This window comes from Roseibium marinum (assembly GCF_002906165.1).
GTDB lineage: Bacteria > Pseudomonadota > Alphaproteobacteria > Rhizobiales > Stappiaceae > Roseibium > Roseibium marinum.
This window is the reverse complement of sequence record NZ_PPCN01000012.1, coordinates 37,428-52,019: the sequence shown is the minus strand read 5'-3', so window position 1 is coordinate 52,019 and position 14,592 is coordinate 37,428. Positions and strand designations below refer to the sequence as shown.

The window sequence follows — 14,592 nt, the reverse complement described above, 5'->3', positions numbered from 1 at the left end:
AAATGCCCTGGGCCTTGCCGGCGTTGAGCATTGGACAAGGCGCGTTTTGCTTGCCGATGTGTGGAACAGGCCCAATTCGATCGCGAGCCGCCAATATCTTGCCCCTGCCTGAGGGAGGCGTACTTCCGGCCTTTGGTGCACCGGACAGCCTTCATGTCGTTTCGGTTGCAATCTGACGGGATCAGGGGACAATGACCACTGTCAGGCCGAATACTCGCCAAAATGGCTTGTCAAAACAATCATGGCATACTCTACGTGAGGCAAGCTGGAGTGAAGACGCGGCGCTGTCTTCCGATTCTGAAATTCATCTCATTTTCGGTGTCTTGGAGACCATGATCTGGTCCGCCGGGAAAAGCTGACCTTGGATATGGCAATTTTCAACGCGTTTCTTCTCTTCGCCCAGGCGGCCGTCTATTTCACTGTCATGATGGCGCTGCTCCGAGCGCGCAGGGTGATCGGCATCGGCGTCTTCATGTGCGCCCTTGGCGTCATGCATTTCCTGGAAACCTATCTCGCCAGCATTTTCTACATAGAACTGCCCTTCGGCATCGTCTCGCCGGGCTCCACGGTGCTGTTCTCCGGAAAGCTGCTGATGATCCTGTTGCTCTATATTCGCGAGGACGCGCTGGTGGTGCGCCAGCCGATCTACGGACTTCTGATCGGCAATTTCCTGATCGTCGCCCTGGTGATGATCCTGCGCAACCATGAGACGATCGTCGTCACCGAAGGCCGCAGCCCCGACATCGCCTTTGTGGACGAGATGGGTTTCCTGATGGTGTGGGGGACCTTGCTGCTGTTTATCGACGCAATTGCAATCATCGTGCTGTACGAGCGGATCGGTAAATGGTTCGCAGGGAATCTGGGGCTGCGGTTCCTGGTCTGCGGTGCGCTGGTGCTGACCTTCGATCAGGCCGGCTTCTTTCTGGCTCTTCATTATGTCTCCAGCGCGCCATGGCATGTGTTCTTCGGCGGCTGGGTGGCCAAGATGGTGGCGACGATCGTCTATTCGGGGCTGCTGCTGGCCTACCTGAAATATTTTGACAACGAGGACAGCTGGCTCTCGAACCGGCCGCTGCGGGACGTCTTTCAGGTGCTGACCTATCGCGAGCGCTACAAGCAGCTTCTGGAGGCCTCCATCCGCGATCACCTGACGGGGACGCTGGACCGCAGCCAATATGCCGAAAAAGGCCCCGGAATTATCGCCAAGAACCTTGAGGAGAAGCGGCCGGTGTCGCTTCTGGTGATCGACATCGATCATTTCAAGCTGGTCAATGACCGCTACGGACATCAGGCCGGCGACGAAGTGTTGAAACTGGTTGCGCGGCTGCTGACGGAGAACCTGCGTACGGACGACCATCTTTACCGGGTCGGAGGCGAGGAATTCGTGCTGTTGTGCGAACGGTTGCCGGTGGACGGTGCGGCCTCCCTGGCGGACCGGCTGCGCCGGATGATCGAACGCTTCAGCAAGGTCTACCTGCCGGAAAAGGTCACCGTCAGCATCGGCGTATCCAGCGCGCCGGAGGACGGCAGGACGCTGGAGGCCCTTTTCAAGCGCGCGGATCTCAGGCTCTACGAAGCCAAAAAAGGTGGCCGGAACCAGGTCTGCGGCCCGTCTCCAGGCGCCTGAAGCGGCGAGCCGATCAGACCCGGTTGAGCAGCCTTGCGCGGATGGTATTCGGCAGGGCGCGGATCTCTTCGAGGATCTTCACCGGCTCATCGACCATGCTGTCGACATCCAGAACCACGTAGCCGATATCCTGATGGGACTGCAGGTACTGGGCGCAGATATTGAGATCGTGCCGGGTGAAGAGGTCGTTCAGGGTGCGCATGGCGCCGGGAGCGTTATGGTGAACCTGGATGAAGCGCGTCGCTTCAGTCCCCTTGGAAAGCTGAACCTGGGGGAAGGAGATCGCGCCGATGGTGGAGCCGACATCGGAATATTCGACCAGACGCCTGGAGACTTCCTCGCCGATCCGGTCCTGGGCCTCTTCCGTCGAACCGCCGACATGCGGGGTGAGGATGACGTTGTCGAGACCGCGCAGGGGCGAGATGAACTCATCCTTGTTGGATTTCGGCTCGACCGGAAACACATCGATGGCGGCGCCTGCCAGATGGCCGGATTTCAGCGACTCGGCAAGGGCGTCGATATCGATCACCTTGCCGCGGGCGTTGTTGATGAGGAACGCGCCTTTTTTCATCTTGGCGATGTGTTCGGCGCGGAACATGTTGTGCGTTGTCGGCGTGTCCGGCACGTGCAGGGAGACGACGTCGGAGGCGGCGAGCAAGCCGTCGAAGCTTTCCGCCGGCATGACATTGCCGTGCTGGAGCTTGTCGACAAGGTCGAAATAGATGACGCGCATTCCCATGGCTTCGGCAAGGTTCGATAACTGGGTGCCGATATTGCCGTAGCCGACGATGCCGAGTGTCTTGCCGCGCACCTCGTGGGAGCCGGCGGCGCTCTTCAGCCAGCGGCCCTGATGGGCGGCGGAGGATTTGGTGAAGACGCCGCGCATCAGCATGACGATTTCGGCGATCGTCAGTTCCGCAACGGAGCGGGTGTTGGAGAAGGGGGCATTGAAGACCGGAATGCCGCGGGTCAACGCCCCTTTCAGATCCACCTGATTGGTGCCGACGGAAAAGCAGCCGATCGCGACGAGGCTTTTCGCCGCTTCCAGGACCTCCTCCGTCAACTGTGTCCGGGAGCGGATACCGAGGATCTGGACACCCTGCAGCTTGTCGATCAGCGCGTCTTTTTCAAGCGCGCCGGGAAGGACTTCCACATTGGTGTAACCGTTCTTGTCCAGAATCGCGCGCGCTGTCGGCGAAATGCCCTCCAGCAGCAGCCAGCGGATCTGGTTCTTCGGCCGGGACAGACCGTGGATCATGGGCGTGAAGCCTTTGTCTTGAACTTGAACCTGTCAGAAAAAGCGCACCGGGAGAGGCGCGAATTGCCGCTGTCGTATACGCGCTCATCCGTGTCGCGTCTAGATCCATGACAAGCCTCATGCGCCAAAACAGTCTCGTCCAGGCGGCCGCGGGGAGAGAAAACTTTTATTGAATCCGGCGCTTATCCGGGATACGGCTTTGCCGCACTCCGCATCACAACCTCCAAGGCGTCCGGGACCTATGCTCAAATACGAAAATGCGCAATTCGATTATGAACCTTATCCGGTCTGTTACGTCAAAGACGTTCTCGATGCGGACGCTTACCGGGCGCTTGTGGAAGCCTACCCGGCCAAGGAACTCTTCGAGTACAAGCCCAATCTGGGACATAAATATTCGTTGTCCGAACTGAACAATCCGGAGAATTACGACAAGTTCCTGTCTCAGACGCCGGTCTGGAAATCCTTTTACGACCATGTGAAATCGCCCGGATTTGTCGAGAATGTCCTGTCGATGCTCGCCGCCAACAATATCGATCTCGGCCTGAGGCGGCTGCGCGTGCTTTCCGGGCGCGCGTCTCACCGGGCGAGTTTCATGAGCCGGGTGCGGCGGCAGACGGAACTGCACGCCCGTTTCGAATTTTCGATGATGCCGGCCGACGGCGGCCAGATCGTGCCGCACACCGACGCGCCCAACAAACTCGTCACCCTGGTCCTGTCGATGATGGAGCCCGATGAGTGGAACAACGACTGGGGCGGGGGAACATCCGTCTGCCTGCCGAAGGACCGGACGAAGATCTTCAACCATCTCAACAAGGCCATGCGGTTCGACGAGGTCGATACGCTGAAGACATTTCCCTTCGAGCCGAACCAGTGCGTGCTGTTCGTGAAGACCTACAATTCCTGGCACCACGTCGCGCCGATCACCGGACCGGAGACGGGACCGATGCGCAAGACGCTGACGATCAACATCATGAGCAGGGTCTGAGCGGGTTCAACCGCTGACCCGCAATGGGTGACGATCAGCGAGGAGGGGGGCGATACGTCCGGAGGACTGAAGGCGTCCTCTGGCAATTGCTAAGCCTGGACCCGGATGCTCTGCGCGATGAAGACCGGGCTGGAGCACGGCATCAACCTGAGAGAAGGCTTCCACACGTAACCGGATCAACCGGCTCCCGCTGTCTTCAACAGGCTTTCAAGACGGGTGGCGATGGCGCGGATGGTGTCGTCACCGTAGCCAAGACCGAGGTCCTGCCGCATGAACCGCGTGAGTTCGTCCGCGTCCCGGATCTGCCATTCGCGTCTTTCATCGTTGCCGACCAGCCGGGCGCGTCCATCCAGAAAACTGAGGAAGCCGTTCTCCGTCAGCCGGTAGAACTTCATGCTTCCAGCAAAGGCCTGTTCCGGTGAGGCCGCGCAGAGAAAATTGGATGCCTCGATGTCCGCCGGGCGGACCTCCACCCGGTCGAAGCCGTAAAGCGGAAACCAGCCCTCGTCGGTTTTGCGTTCCAGAACGTGTTCACCGGAACCCTCCTCAAAGCGGATCCGGTAGACCTGATCGCGGATCTGCTGTTCGCCGGCGGAAATCCTGACGGGATGCGCCGGTGCCTGGCCGCCGAAGCCGGCATCGACCAGCCATTCGCCGCCGTCCATCGTGACCACAAAAGCCAGGTGGGTCCGCGCGCCGCCCTCGGCGGCGCCCATACGAACGCGGGCGAGCACTTTTCGTGCGGAAAACCCGAGCGCGGCCAAGGCGTCGCTCAGCAGCGCATTCAGCTCGAAACAGTAGCCGCCGCAGCGTTGCATGACGAGTTTTCGCCAGAGGCTGTCCGGATCGAGAACCGGCACCTGACCCAGAAAAGGCAGGACGTTTTCAAACGGAATTGCAGCAATCTGCGCGGCTTGCAGTTTCTTCAACCCGGCTTCGTCCGTCGTGCAGGCCTCTAATCCGATGCGCTGGAGATAGGCGGGGAGATCAAAGGGCATCGGCACATCCGGGCTAAAAAACAACGACCCGCCGTATGTAGGCGGCGGGTCCGGATTGTTAAAGGCCTGAGGGGTTTATAGCGTGTCGCGTTTAAGCGGATTCATGGTTTCAGGCGGACGCCCGAGGCAGCGTTTGCATTGCAGATGCGTTCGGGCGATTTCCTGAATTCAATTTAACGCGACACGCTTTAATGCCCATCCGGATCCCGCTGGGCAGCGGGACGCGCTTTGCCGTCCGGTGAGAGGTCCGGTCCCGCAAGCCATCGCTCATCCCGGGAGGATTTCCCGCAGGCAAAGGAGCCAGCCCCTCAATTCGAGGCCCGTTACCAACGGTTAAGCGCCGGTGTCTAAACTTGTCAAAATTACCGGGTCTGATTGGTTGATGCCGGTTTCGACGAAGAGGACAGCGCCGGCATGGGGTATCTCGATCAGATCTATGAGACTTTTCTGGGAAGCTATCTCCTCAGGATTGCACCTGTCTATGTCTTCGCCACTGTGGTCGTCGGCGCGGCAATCTATTTCGTCAGGGAGCGCGGGGCCGGACTGAAAGGGTTCTTCTCCTGGCTGTTTCCCAGGGACATCTATCTGCACGCCTCTCATCTCAACGATATCAAGGTTTTTTTCGCCGGGCGCCTGCTCGTGCTGTTCGGGCTCTTCAATCTGATTTTCGTCAGTCCGCTGACAATTTTTGCGGTGATGAAGAGCCTGGACGCACTGGCGGCCACAGGCGGCGAGGCGGATCCAGGGTCGATGGCGCAATCGCCCCTGGCGCAGACTTTCCTGGTGACGGTGGTCCTTGTCGTCGTCGCTGACTTTTGTACCTATTGGGTTCACCGGCTGCATCATGAATGGTCGGTGTTCTGGCCATTTCACGCGGAGCACCATTCAGCCGAGGTGATGACGCCGATCACGGCCTACCGCAAGCATCCGGTCTACGATCTGATCAACGGGTTCGTGCGGAGCCTGGGGATCGGTCTGGTCACCGGCTGTGTGCTCTACGCGGTCTTCGAAAAGGTGACCTATCTGCAGATTGGTCAGGCGAACGTCATCTACGTCGTGTTCAATCTGTTCGGCGCAAACTTCCGCCATTCGCATGTCTGGATCAGCTACGGACGGGCACTGGAACATATCCTGATTTCGCCCGCTCAACACCAGATCCATCACTCCGCCGCGGTCGAGCATCACAACAAGAATTATGGTGAGATATTCGCCCTCTGGGACTGGATTTTCGGATCGCTTTACATTCCCGAAAAACGGGAGAACCTTGTCTTCGGGCTGGCCGATGCCGATGGCAACCTGATGGAACAGCCTCATCCGACCCTGCGCAAGTCGTTCATCGAACCGGTCCAGTCCTCGTTCAGTGAGGTTCGCAGGATCTTTGGCGGCAGGCGGGCCGGGATGCATGTCGATAAGGCTTCGGGCGATCCATTGCCGCCGTCTGAACCGGCCGAATGACCTGCGATGACCAGCGCCGCGGGTTGCTGGCGCTGGTCCGTGTGGCGTCCGGGCGTTAAAGCCCTTCCGTGCCGCGCTGAACGGCGGCGACACCCGTGCGGGAAACCTCCACCAGGCCGAGCGGTTTCATGATGGCGATGAACTGCTCGATCTTCGAGGTTCTGCCGGTGATCTCGAAGACGAAATGTTCCGTCGTCGCGTCGATCACCGTGGCGCGGAAGGCATCGCCGAGGCGCAGGGCTTCCAGGCGTTTCTCTCCGGTTCCCGTCACCTTCACAAGGGCGAGTTCGCGTTCCAGCGGCTTGTCCTGCTTGGCGCGCAGCGCGCGCACGGTCAGGTCCGTCACCCGGTGAACCGGCACCAGCCGGTCGAGCTGGTGGCGGATCTGCTCGATGATCATCGGCGTGCCGGTGGTCACGATGGTGATCCGCGAGAGGTGATTCTCGTGCTCGGTCTCCGATACGGTGAGGCTGTCGATGTTGTAGCCGCGGCCGGAGAAAAGACCGATCACACGGGCAAGGACGCCCGGCTCGTTGTCGACGAGAAGCGCGAGGGTATGGGTTTCAACTTCGTTGCTGACTTCGGCCAGGAAATAGGCGGAAGGCGCATCCACATTCTGAGCGTTCATTTTCGATACTATCCTTGTGCCTTGCCTTAAACGAGGGACTTGCCTTCGGCGCTGATCGCGTTGGCGAGTGCTTCGTCATTGGCCTCGTCCGGCAGCAGCATTTCGTTGTGAGCCTTGCCCGAGGGGATCATCGGGAAACAGTTGGCGAGATTGGCCACCCGGCAGTCCATCAGCACAGGCTTGTCGACGGCGATCATTTCCTCGATCGCGCCATCCAGATCGCCCGGCTTCTCCACCCGGAACCCCACGCCGCCATAGGCTTCCGCCAGCTTGACGAAGTCCGGCAGGCTGTCGGTATAGGAATGGGAGAGGCGGTTGCCGTGCAGGAGCTGCTGCCACTGGCGCACCATGCCCATGTACTGGTTGTTCAGGATGAACACCTTGACCGGCAGGCCGAACTGAACCGCGGTCGACATCTCCTGGATGTTCATCAGGATCGACGCGTCGCCGGCGATATCGACGCACAGCGCGTCGCGGTGGGCGACCTGCGCACCGATGGCCGCCGGCAGGCCGTAACCCATGGTGCCGAGACCGCCGGAGGTCAGCCAGTGGTTGGGTTCCTCGAAACCGTAGAACTGGGCCGCCCACATCTGGTGCTGACCGACTTCCGTGGAAATGAAGGTCTTGCGGTGCTTGGTCAGTTCATACAGCCGCTGGATCGCGTATTGCGGCATGATGATGTCTTTGTTCGGCTTGTAGGCCAGCGAATTGCGCGCCCGCCAGGCATCGATCTGCGTCCACCAGTCCTTCAGGGCCGGCTTGTCGGTCTTCAGGGCGGAGGAGCGCCAGATGCGGACCAGATCCTCAAGGACATGGCCGACATCGCCGATGATCGGCAGGTCGACATTGACGGTCTTGTTGATCGAAGACGGGTCGATGTCGATATGGATCTTGCGCGAGTTCGGGGAGAAGGCATCGGTGCGGCCGGTGATGCGGTCGTCGAAACGGGCGCCGATGCAGACCATCACGTCGCAGTCATGCATGGTCATGTTGGCTTCATAGGTGCCGTGCATGCCCAGCATGCCGAGCCAGTTCTCGCCGGACGCCGGATAGGCGCCGAGGCCCATCAGCGTCGAGGTGACCGGAAATCCGGTGAGAGAGACCAGCTCGCGCAGCAACTGGCACGCCTGCGGGCCGGAATTGACGACGCCGCCGCCGGTATAAAGCACCGGCTTCTTGGCGGCCGCCATCAGCTCCACCGCGGCGCGGATCGAGGCGGCGTCGCCCTTCATCTGCGGCCGGTAGCTCTTGTGGGCCGCGGCCGGGTTCGGCGTCGGGCCCTGATAGGTGCCGGTGGCGAACTGGACGTCCTTGGGAATGTCGACCACGACGGGGCCGGGACGGCCCGAGGTAGCGACATAGAAAGCCTCGTGCAGGACGCGCGCCAGGTCGTCGACATCGCGCACCAGCCAGTTGTGCTTGGTGCAGGGCCGGGTGATGCCGACCGTGTCGCATTCCTGGAAGGCATCGTTGCCGATCAGATGGGTGGGCACTTGGCCGGTGATGCAGACGAGCGGAATGCTGTCGAGCATCGCGTCGGTCAGCGCGGTCACCATGTTGGTGGCGCCCGGACCGGAGGTCACCAGGGCAACGCCGGGCTTGCCGGTCGAGCGGGCATAGCCTTCCGCCGCGTGGCCGGCACCCTGTTCGTGCCGCACCAGAATGTGTTCCAGGCCTTCCTGCTGAATGATCTCGTCATAGATGGGAAGCACAGCACCGCCCGGGTAGCCGAAGATGGTATCGACTCCCTGATCCTTCAGCGCCTGGATGACCATTTCGGCGCCGGTCATTTCCCGTGTCATTCGTTCCGTCCTTGCATTGACCGCCTGAATTTTCAGGCTTTGGCTCACGATTTGTTTTTCTTTCGGCCACGCGCATGCGGCATCGAAGATCCGGGTGGTGCCGGGAAGCGTTTTCAGGAGGCGGGTACAAAAAAAGGCCCCTGAGGGAGCCTTGGTCGCGCGCCATCCTGTCCAAACGGGGTTATCCCGCTTCGGAGGCGCGCTTTCCTACCACTACTAGAATGAGCGACATCATCATGCCGTCCCGGTCCTTTGATGCTGCAGGCCCGATGGCCCTGCCGGATAGCAAATGTGGCGGTTTCCACGCCGGTCGTCCGGCGGGATCACCCGTTCGGAAAGCCAGCACAAGCCGGTCATATCCACCCGGACTTGATGCGCCGCACCCTAGAGAGGCGGATTTATACGGTCAAGCGCTAATTTCGAAAATTGCGCCAAAGCCGCGCGATGTTTCTGAAAATTGCCGGAAACGGTCGTGAGAAAGGTTGTGAGAAAGGCCATGAGAAAGGATCGCGGAACCGCGATCCCGCTGCGGATCTCCCGTCCGTCCCGGTTTGCGCCCGCCGCATGACGGCAATGAAAAAAAGTCTCGCCAAACCCATTGCGCCGGAAGGGGAGGCGCTATATACACCCCGAATTCGGCGCGCCGCACAATCTCCGCGGCGTTTCGCCTATGGGTGTGTAGCTCAGTTGGTAGAGCAGCTGACTCTTAATCAGCGGGTCTGGGGTTCGAGCCCCCACTCACCCACCATTTTCTTCTCTTTGACTTCGCGTCCAGCTGCCTGAGACCTCGATTCAGAGCAGGGCTCCTTATCCTTCTTCCAATCCTGACCCGCTTACTTGCAAAACCGGCCGGAACGGGTTGTAGTCTGCTTGCAAGGAACGGTTGTGTTCTTTCAGGGCGGTTAGTGGGGGCGTCATGGGGTTGGAAGCGACACCGGAAGATATTCATCGGTCCGTGCTGGCCCTTGCTGCCGGTGATGAACTCCAACTGGCTGCGGGAATTTACCGGCGGCCGATCACGCTCAGTGGCATTCGGGGAACGCCGGACAATCCGGTCATTCTGCGCGGAACCGGCCTTCCCGCGGGCGATGTGAAGCAGGACATCTGGTCCGCGGCCATCCTCGGCAACGGGCCCGAATTCGAGGACTACCGAAAACGGGGCAATGAAATCGCGCGGGTCGAGCAGGCGGCCGGCAGGGTTCCCGGATTGCATTATATCGCTGACGAGACGGCGCTGTTCTTAAAGGATTGCCAGTGGGTCATCGTGGAAAACCTGAGTTTTCTGAACTGCTGGCCGACCGCCGTCTATATCGACAATTGCCAGAACGTCACCCTGCGCAATCTGCATTTCCGGGGCGGGACGATCGCGATCGGGGCGATCGGTACCGACACCCGCCATCTGCTTGTCGAGGGTTGCGACTGGATACAGGACCCTTCGGGTCAGGGCGAGAACGATCTGCTGGTCCTGCGCCGCGACGGGAAACTGCCGGTGGCTCACACAGCGCCGGGCGGGAAGCTGTGGTCCGAGCTCGACTGGACCCGCGTTCACGGCTACGCCGAGGAAACGGGCGGACCGGTCGATATCGAAAACGACGCGCGGGCCTATGACGGCGATTTCTTCCGCGCCTGGAATGTCGCCGGCTATGCCGTTTTCCGGGACAATTGCATCCTCGATGCCTTCAACGGCATTCATTTTTTCAACACCGCGCGCAAGGACGAGCAGGAGGCCTATTCGCGCAGCGTGCTGATTGAAAAGAACTGGTTCGTGCGGCTGCGCGACAATGCGATTGAGCCTGAATATTACGCGGTGAACTGGACCATGCGGCACAATTGTTTCGCCGATTGTTTCGCGCCGTTTTCCTTCGAGCCGGAACGCTCCGGCTATTTCTACATTTACGGCAATCTGTGCTGGAACCTGCACCGGCCGGGACCGGCAGATGACGACCGCAACAGGGGCAGATCCTTCAAACTCGGCGGGATCCACGAGGCTATCGGCCCGCACTACATCATGTTCAACACCTTTGTCCTGCGGGGGCCTGTCTTCAAGAAAAAGCGGATCTCTAATTTGATCCACATGAACAATGTTGTCGGCTATGTCGAAAACGATCCCGTTGCGCACACCGACGCGGCCGCGCCGTTCGGCAAGGACTGGCGGCTTCCGCATGATCCCGCGGCGGACTGGGACGCGGTCAAACAGGTGGAGAAGAAGCGGTTCACGAAATTCTGGGAGGTGCTCGACATCACCTTCGCCGGGGACCTGATCAATCATCCCACGTTTCCGGATCTTGTCCGCATTGCCGGGTATCCGGTCGGTCCGGGCGCATCCGGCCTCAAGCCGGTGTTTCTGAACGGCGAATTCGGCGTGCCTGAGGGCCTGAGGATCAGGGCCGTTCACGACGGTCAACAGGAGGCGGCGCTCCAGGAGGCGCTTGCGGTTCGGATCGAGGAACCTGACGGTGCGTCTTTTCCGGCCGTGGGCGAGGGGACTGTCATCGGCGCGTGGCAGGAAGATGGGCTGTTCACTCTGGACGATCCGGAATTCGTGCGGAAAAACAGGCATCTTCAACCGGGGAAGAAGACAGCCGGTAGCAGAATGTCCTGAAAGCATATTTGCCTGTGTCCCGCCCTTTCCGGTCCTGGCCGGTTTTCAGCGACGAACAGATCAGAGAAACTGCGGACTTGGCACACAAGGGGCCGAGGATGTATAGAGGGCGCCAGCAGAAGCTCGTGGAGGGATTGCAGTTGCATCCTGACCGACCCGGTGCCTTTCAAGAAAAAGAACACGTCCGATGAACGACTTTCTCGTGTCCGCTCTTTACATGTTTACCCCGCTCGATGACTTCGAGGCGATGCGCGAGCCGTTGAAGGCCTTTTGCGAGGCGCGGGACGTGCGCGGCAGTCTGCTGCTTGCGAGCGAAGGCATCAACGGCACGATCTGCGGGCCGGAGGCCGGGGTGCGCGCGGTTCTGGCGCATCTGCGCGCCGACCCGCGTCTTTCGGGCCTCTCCCACAAGGAATCCTGGTGCGACCGACATGTGTTCAAGCGCATGAAGGTGCGGCTGAAGCAGGAGATCGTGCGCCTTGCGGTCGATGGTGTCGATCCGAACGAGATTGTCGGGGAATATGTGCCGCCGGAGGACTGGAACGCGCTGATTTCCGATCCGGACGTGGTCGTCGTCGACACCCGCAACGACTATGAATATGCCTTCGGCACCTTCGCGGGCGCGGTCAATCCGCAGACCCAGTCCTTCCGCGAGTTCCCCGATTGGGTGGAAAGCCAGGACGACCTCAGGAAGAAGCCGAAGGTCGCCATGTTCTGCACCGGCGGCATCCGCTGCGAAAAGGCGACCGCCTGGATGCTGAAGAACGGCTTCAGCGAGGTCTACCACCTGGAAGGCGGCATCCTGAACTATCTGGAGAAGGTTCCGGAGGCGAGCAGCCTGTGGAAGGGCGAGTGTTTCGTCTTTGACGACCGGGTCTCCGTCGATCACAAGCTGCAGCCGCGCTGGGGCGAATGGGTGCCCGAGGCAGCCCGGCATGTCATCAACGAAGACACCGATTACGACAAGGGGCAGGGGTCCGGCAGCGGCTCCTGAAGGCGCACCTTGTGCCATTTGTTAACGAAAATTAACTTTTTTCCTTTAACCCCTTGAGGATCTTCCCTAAAGTCAAAGTGCAGAGCGGATTTCCGTATCTTTGGTTTCCGCACCGGACTTGGGGGAACAGTTCATGCGTCACAGGTTCTGGAGCGCGCTCGCCGTTCTGGCGTTCAGCCCGTTTTTCGTTTCATCCGTTTCGGCCGGAGGCCGCGCCTTGTCCTGCTACGAGCAGGCGACGGTCCCGCCTGTCTACCGGACCGTGCAGGAGCGGGTGCTGGTTCAGGCGGCAAGCAATTACGTTGTGAAGCAGCCCGCGGTCTACAGCTACCAGACCCGGCGCGTGCTGGTGCAGCCCGAACGGGTCAGCTACCGCGCCTCTCCGGCGGTCTACCAGACCCAATACCGCAAGGTTCAGGTGCAGCCGGCGAGCATCGGCTGGGAATACCGGGTGATCAAGGGCAGGAACATCCTGTGCAAGGTCAAGCATCCGGCTGTCTACAGGTCGGTCGGCCAGCAGGTTCTCGTCCAGCCGGCTTCCCGCGTCGCGGTGCGCCAGCCGGCGGTCTACAGCCATGTGAAAGAAAAGGTGCTTGTCCAGCCAGCGACAAGGCAGGTGGTGCAAAATCCCGCTGTCTACCGCACAGTCAGCCGGCAGGTCCTGGTTCAGCCCTCGCGGACCGTCTGGCGGCCCGTGCGTATCCGTGGTTGCCGGTACTGATCCGCCGATCCCGATACACCGATCCCATACGCTGATCCTGAAGCGCGAACCTGGAACCGAAACATGATCTGTACTCTGATTGCGTCTTCCATCCTGCTGAGTGTCGGGGACGGGTCGATGGCGGTTCTCATTCCCGAAGACCAGTCGGTGCGGGTCTTCAACGAGACCACAGCCACAGGCGAAACGGCGGTCGTGCATCTTTACGGCGAGACCAAGATCCAGTTGCCCGGAGTGACCGCGCAGCAGGTGATCGAGGCGCTGAGGAATTGCGCGGACAGCAACGATAGTTCGAATTAGAGCATGTCGCGTTTAAGCGGATTCATGGATTTAGGAGGACGCCCGAGGCAGCGTTTGCATTGCAAATGCGTTTGGGCGATTTCCTGAATTCAATTTAACGCGACACGCGTCAAGCGGTCGCCTCATTTCCAATCACAGGTTCAGGGAACGATTGAAACCTCGATCGGCTCGGGGATGATCCGGAGCGTGAAGCACGCCCATTCCACATTCTCCGCGCTGTCCCGGACGAGATCCGGGACCATTTTTTGCGCTCTGGAGGAGGCCCCGGCTCAAGGCCGGGGCGGCGGCGTCAAGCGATCTCTTCGCGATCCGCCGCTGACGCTCAGGCCTTGAACCGGTACGTCTTGAGCCCTTTGCGGCCGTGGCCTTCCAGCAGGAACAGGCCGCCGGACAAGGTGTCCGGTTCGACTGCCGCCGGGTCGGCCGGCTGTTTGATGCTGGTGACGATCAGGTGGTCCAGATCGGGGCCGCAGAAGCAGGGCATGGTCGGTTTGTCGACCGGCATCGGGATCGCTTCAAGCAGGCTGCCATCCGGGGCAAAGCAGTTCAGCAGTCCGGCGGAGACGCCGGCGCTCCAGTAGTTGCCGTCGGTATCCACCGCCGCTCCGTCGGGACGGCCGGTCTTGTTGGTCTGCTGGGCAAAGAGCATCTTGGAGCCGAGCGTGCCGGTCACCGGATCGAAGCCGTAATATTCGATCCAGCCCGGAGAGCTGTCCGAGTGGTACATGAAGGTGCCGTCCGGCGTCCAGGCGAGGCCGTTCGAGCACTGCAGGCCGTCGCGGATCTCGGCGACTTCGCCGCCGGCGGTAACGCGATAGAGACCGGCGATGGGTTCGCGCGGGGAGCTGGTGTCCATGGTGCCGACCCAGAAGGCGCCGTCCGGGCCGACCTTGCCGTCGTTCAGCCGGGTGCGCGGTTCGTCCGCCTGGACTTGCGCCAGAACCTCGCTTGAGCCGCTTTGCGGATCGAACAGCAGAACCTCGTCCCAGACACTGACGATCAGACGGTCGTCCTCCGTCAGGCCGAAGGACCCGACCTCATTGTCGAAATGCCAGGTGGTGATGTCCCGGCTCGCCCAGTCCATCGACTGGATGGTCCGGCCCTGGATATCCGTCCAGAGCAGGCGGTTGGTTCTGTCATCCCATGTCGGGCATTCGGCGAGCTGATAGGTCGTGTCGAGAAAACGGGTAATCGTGTGGGACACCGGAACGGGTTCCTTGAAGGG

The 14,592-nt window shown here is 60.6% G+C and carries 12 protein-coding genes and 1 tRNA gene; 8 read left to right on the top strand and 5 right to left on the bottom strand.

Annotated elements, in window-relative coordinates; genetic code table 11:
• Positions 1–367: 367 nt before the first annotated feature.
• A complete protein-coding gene (locus CLV41_RS22275) occupies positions 368–1,627 on the top strand; it encodes a GGDEF domain-containing protein (protein ID WP_103224686.1) in 1,260 nt (419 codons plus the stop codon).
• A gap of 13 nt (positions 1,628–1,640) precedes the next feature.
• Here CLV41_RS22275 and serA read toward each other — a convergent pair whose 3' ends face one another.
• Positions 1,641–2,885, bottom strand: coding sequence for a phosphoglycerate dehydrogenase (serA, locus tag CLV41_RS22270; protein ID WP_103224685.1), 1,245 nt, complete (start codon positions 2,883–2,885; stop codon positions 1,641–1,643).
• Between the two features lie 241 nt (positions 2,886–3,126).
• Between serA and CLV41_RS22265 the strand changes: the two genes are divergently transcribed.
• Entirely contained in the window at positions 3,127–3,870 is a 744-nt protein-coding gene (locus CLV41_RS22265) for a 2OG-Fe(II) oxygenase (RefSeq protein WP_103224684.1), read from the top strand.
• A 176-nt stretch (positions 3,871–4,046) separates the two neighbouring features.
• Here the strand turns inward: CLV41_RS22265 and CLV41_RS22255 are convergent, their stop codons facing one another.
• Positions 4,047–4,868, bottom strand: coding sequence for an arylamine N-acetyltransferase family protein (locus CLV41_RS22255; RefSeq protein ID WP_103224683.1), 822 nt, complete (start codon positions 4,866–4,868; stop codon positions 4,047–4,049).
• A 375-nt stretch (positions 4,869–5,243) separates the two neighbouring features.
• On the opposite strand from CLV41_RS22255, the gene CLV41_RS22250 reads away from it, so the two are divergent.
• Positions 5,244–6,323 (top strand): sterol desaturase family protein, encoded by a 1,080-nt coding sequence (locus CLV41_RS22250; RefSeq protein WP_103224682.1) that lies wholly within the window; start codon positions 5,244–5,246, stop codon positions 6,321–6,323.
• A gap of 55 nt (positions 6,324–6,378) precedes the next feature.
• On the opposite strand, the gene ilvN is transcribed toward CLV41_RS22250, so the two are convergent.
• A complete protein-coding gene (gene ilvN, locus CLV41_RS22245) occupies positions 6,379–6,951 on the bottom strand; it encodes an acetolactate synthase small subunit (protein ID WP_103224681.1) in 573 nt (190 codons plus the stop codon).
• 26 nt (positions 6,952–6,977) lie between these two features.
• Complete coding sequence (locus CLV41_RS22240; RefSeq protein ID WP_103224680.1) at positions 6,978–8,753, bottom strand: acetolactate synthase 3 large subunit; 1,776 nt, start codon at positions 8,751–8,753, stop codon at positions 6,978–6,980.
• Between the two features lie 672 nt (positions 8,754–9,425).
• Here CLV41_RS22240 and CLV41_RS22235 point away from each other — a divergent pair.
• From CLV41_RS22235 to CLV41_RS22215, 5 genes are all read left to right on the top strand, one after another.
• Positions 9,426–9,501: transfer RNA gene (locus CLV41_RS22235), tRNA-Lys, on the top strand.
• 168 nt (positions 9,502–9,669) lie between these two features.
• On the top strand, positions 9,670–11,355 hold the full coding sequence (locus CLV41_RS22230) for a right-handed parallel beta-helix repeat-containing protein (protein ID WP_103224679.1): 1,686 nt from the start codon (positions 9,670–9,672) through the stop codon (positions 11,353–11,355).
• Between the two features lie 187 nt (positions 11,356–11,542).
• Positions 11,543–12,349 (top strand): oxygen-dependent tRNA uridine(34) hydroxylase TrhO, encoded by an 807-nt coding sequence (gene trhO, locus CLV41_RS22225; protein ID WP_103224678.1) that lies wholly within the window; start codon positions 11,543–11,545, stop codon positions 12,347–12,349.
• Between the two features lie 133 nt (positions 12,350–12,482).
• Complete coding sequence (locus tag CLV41_RS22220) at positions 12,483–13,070, top strand: hypothetical protein (RefSeq protein ID WP_103224677.1); 588 nt, start codon at positions 12,483–12,485, stop codon at positions 13,068–13,070.
• A 63-nt stretch (positions 13,071–13,133) separates the two neighbouring features.
• Entirely contained in the window at positions 13,134–13,367 is a 234-nt protein-coding gene (locus tag CLV41_RS22215; RefSeq protein ID WP_103224676.1) for a hypothetical protein, read from the top strand.
• Between the two features lie 322 nt (positions 13,368–13,689).
• Here the strand turns inward: CLV41_RS22215 and CLV41_RS22210 are convergent, their stop codons facing one another.
• Positions 13,690–14,571: an SMP-30/gluconolactonase/LRE family protein gene (locus CLV41_RS22210; protein WP_103224675.1), complete on the bottom strand. Its 882-nt coding sequence runs from the start codon at positions 14,569–14,571 to the stop codon at positions 13,690–13,692.
• Between the last annotated feature and the right edge of the window lie 21 nt (positions 14,572–14,592).

Bases quoted from the DNA above. Each gene is read 5' to 3' on its own strand.
- CLV41_RS22275 (WP_103224686.1), top strand. From the start codon at position 368: ATGGCAATTTTCAACGCGTTTCTTCTCTTCGCCCAGGCGGCCGTCTAT.
- CLV41_RS22255 (WP_103224683.1), bottom strand. From the start codon at position 4,868: ATGCCCTTTGATCTCCCCGCCTATCTCCAGCGCATCGGATTAGAGGCC.
- serA (WP_103224685.1), bottom strand. From the start codon at position 2,885: ATGATCCACGGTCTGTCCCGGCCGAAGAACCAGATCCGCTGGCTGCTG.
- CLV41_RS22230 (WP_103224679.1), top strand. From the start codon at position 9,670: ATGGGGTTGGAAGCGACACCGGAAGATATTCATCGGTCCGTGCTGGCC.
- trhO (WP_103224678.1), top strand. From the start codon at position 11,543: ATGAACGACTTTCTCGTGTCCGCTCTTTACATGTTTACCCCGCTCGAT.
- CLV41_RS22265 (WP_103224684.1), top strand. From the start codon at position 3,127: ATGCTCAAATACGAAAATGCGCAATTCGATTATGAACCTTATCCGGTC.
- CLV41_RS22240 (WP_103224680.1), bottom strand. From the start codon at position 8,753: ATGACACGGGAAATGACCGGCGCCGAAATGGTCATCCAGGCGCTGAAG.
- ilvN (WP_103224681.1), bottom strand. From the start codon at position 6,951: ATGAACGCTCAGAATGTGGATGCGCCTTCCGCCTATTTCCTGGCCGAA.
- CLV41_RS22215 (WP_103224676.1), top strand. From the start codon at position 13,134: ATGATCTGTACTCTGATTGCGTCTTCCATCCTGCTGAGTGTCGGGGAC.
- CLV41_RS22220 (WP_103224677.1), top strand. From the start codon at position 12,483: ATGCGTCACAGGTTCTGGAGCGCGCTCGCCGTTCTGGCGTTCAGCCCG.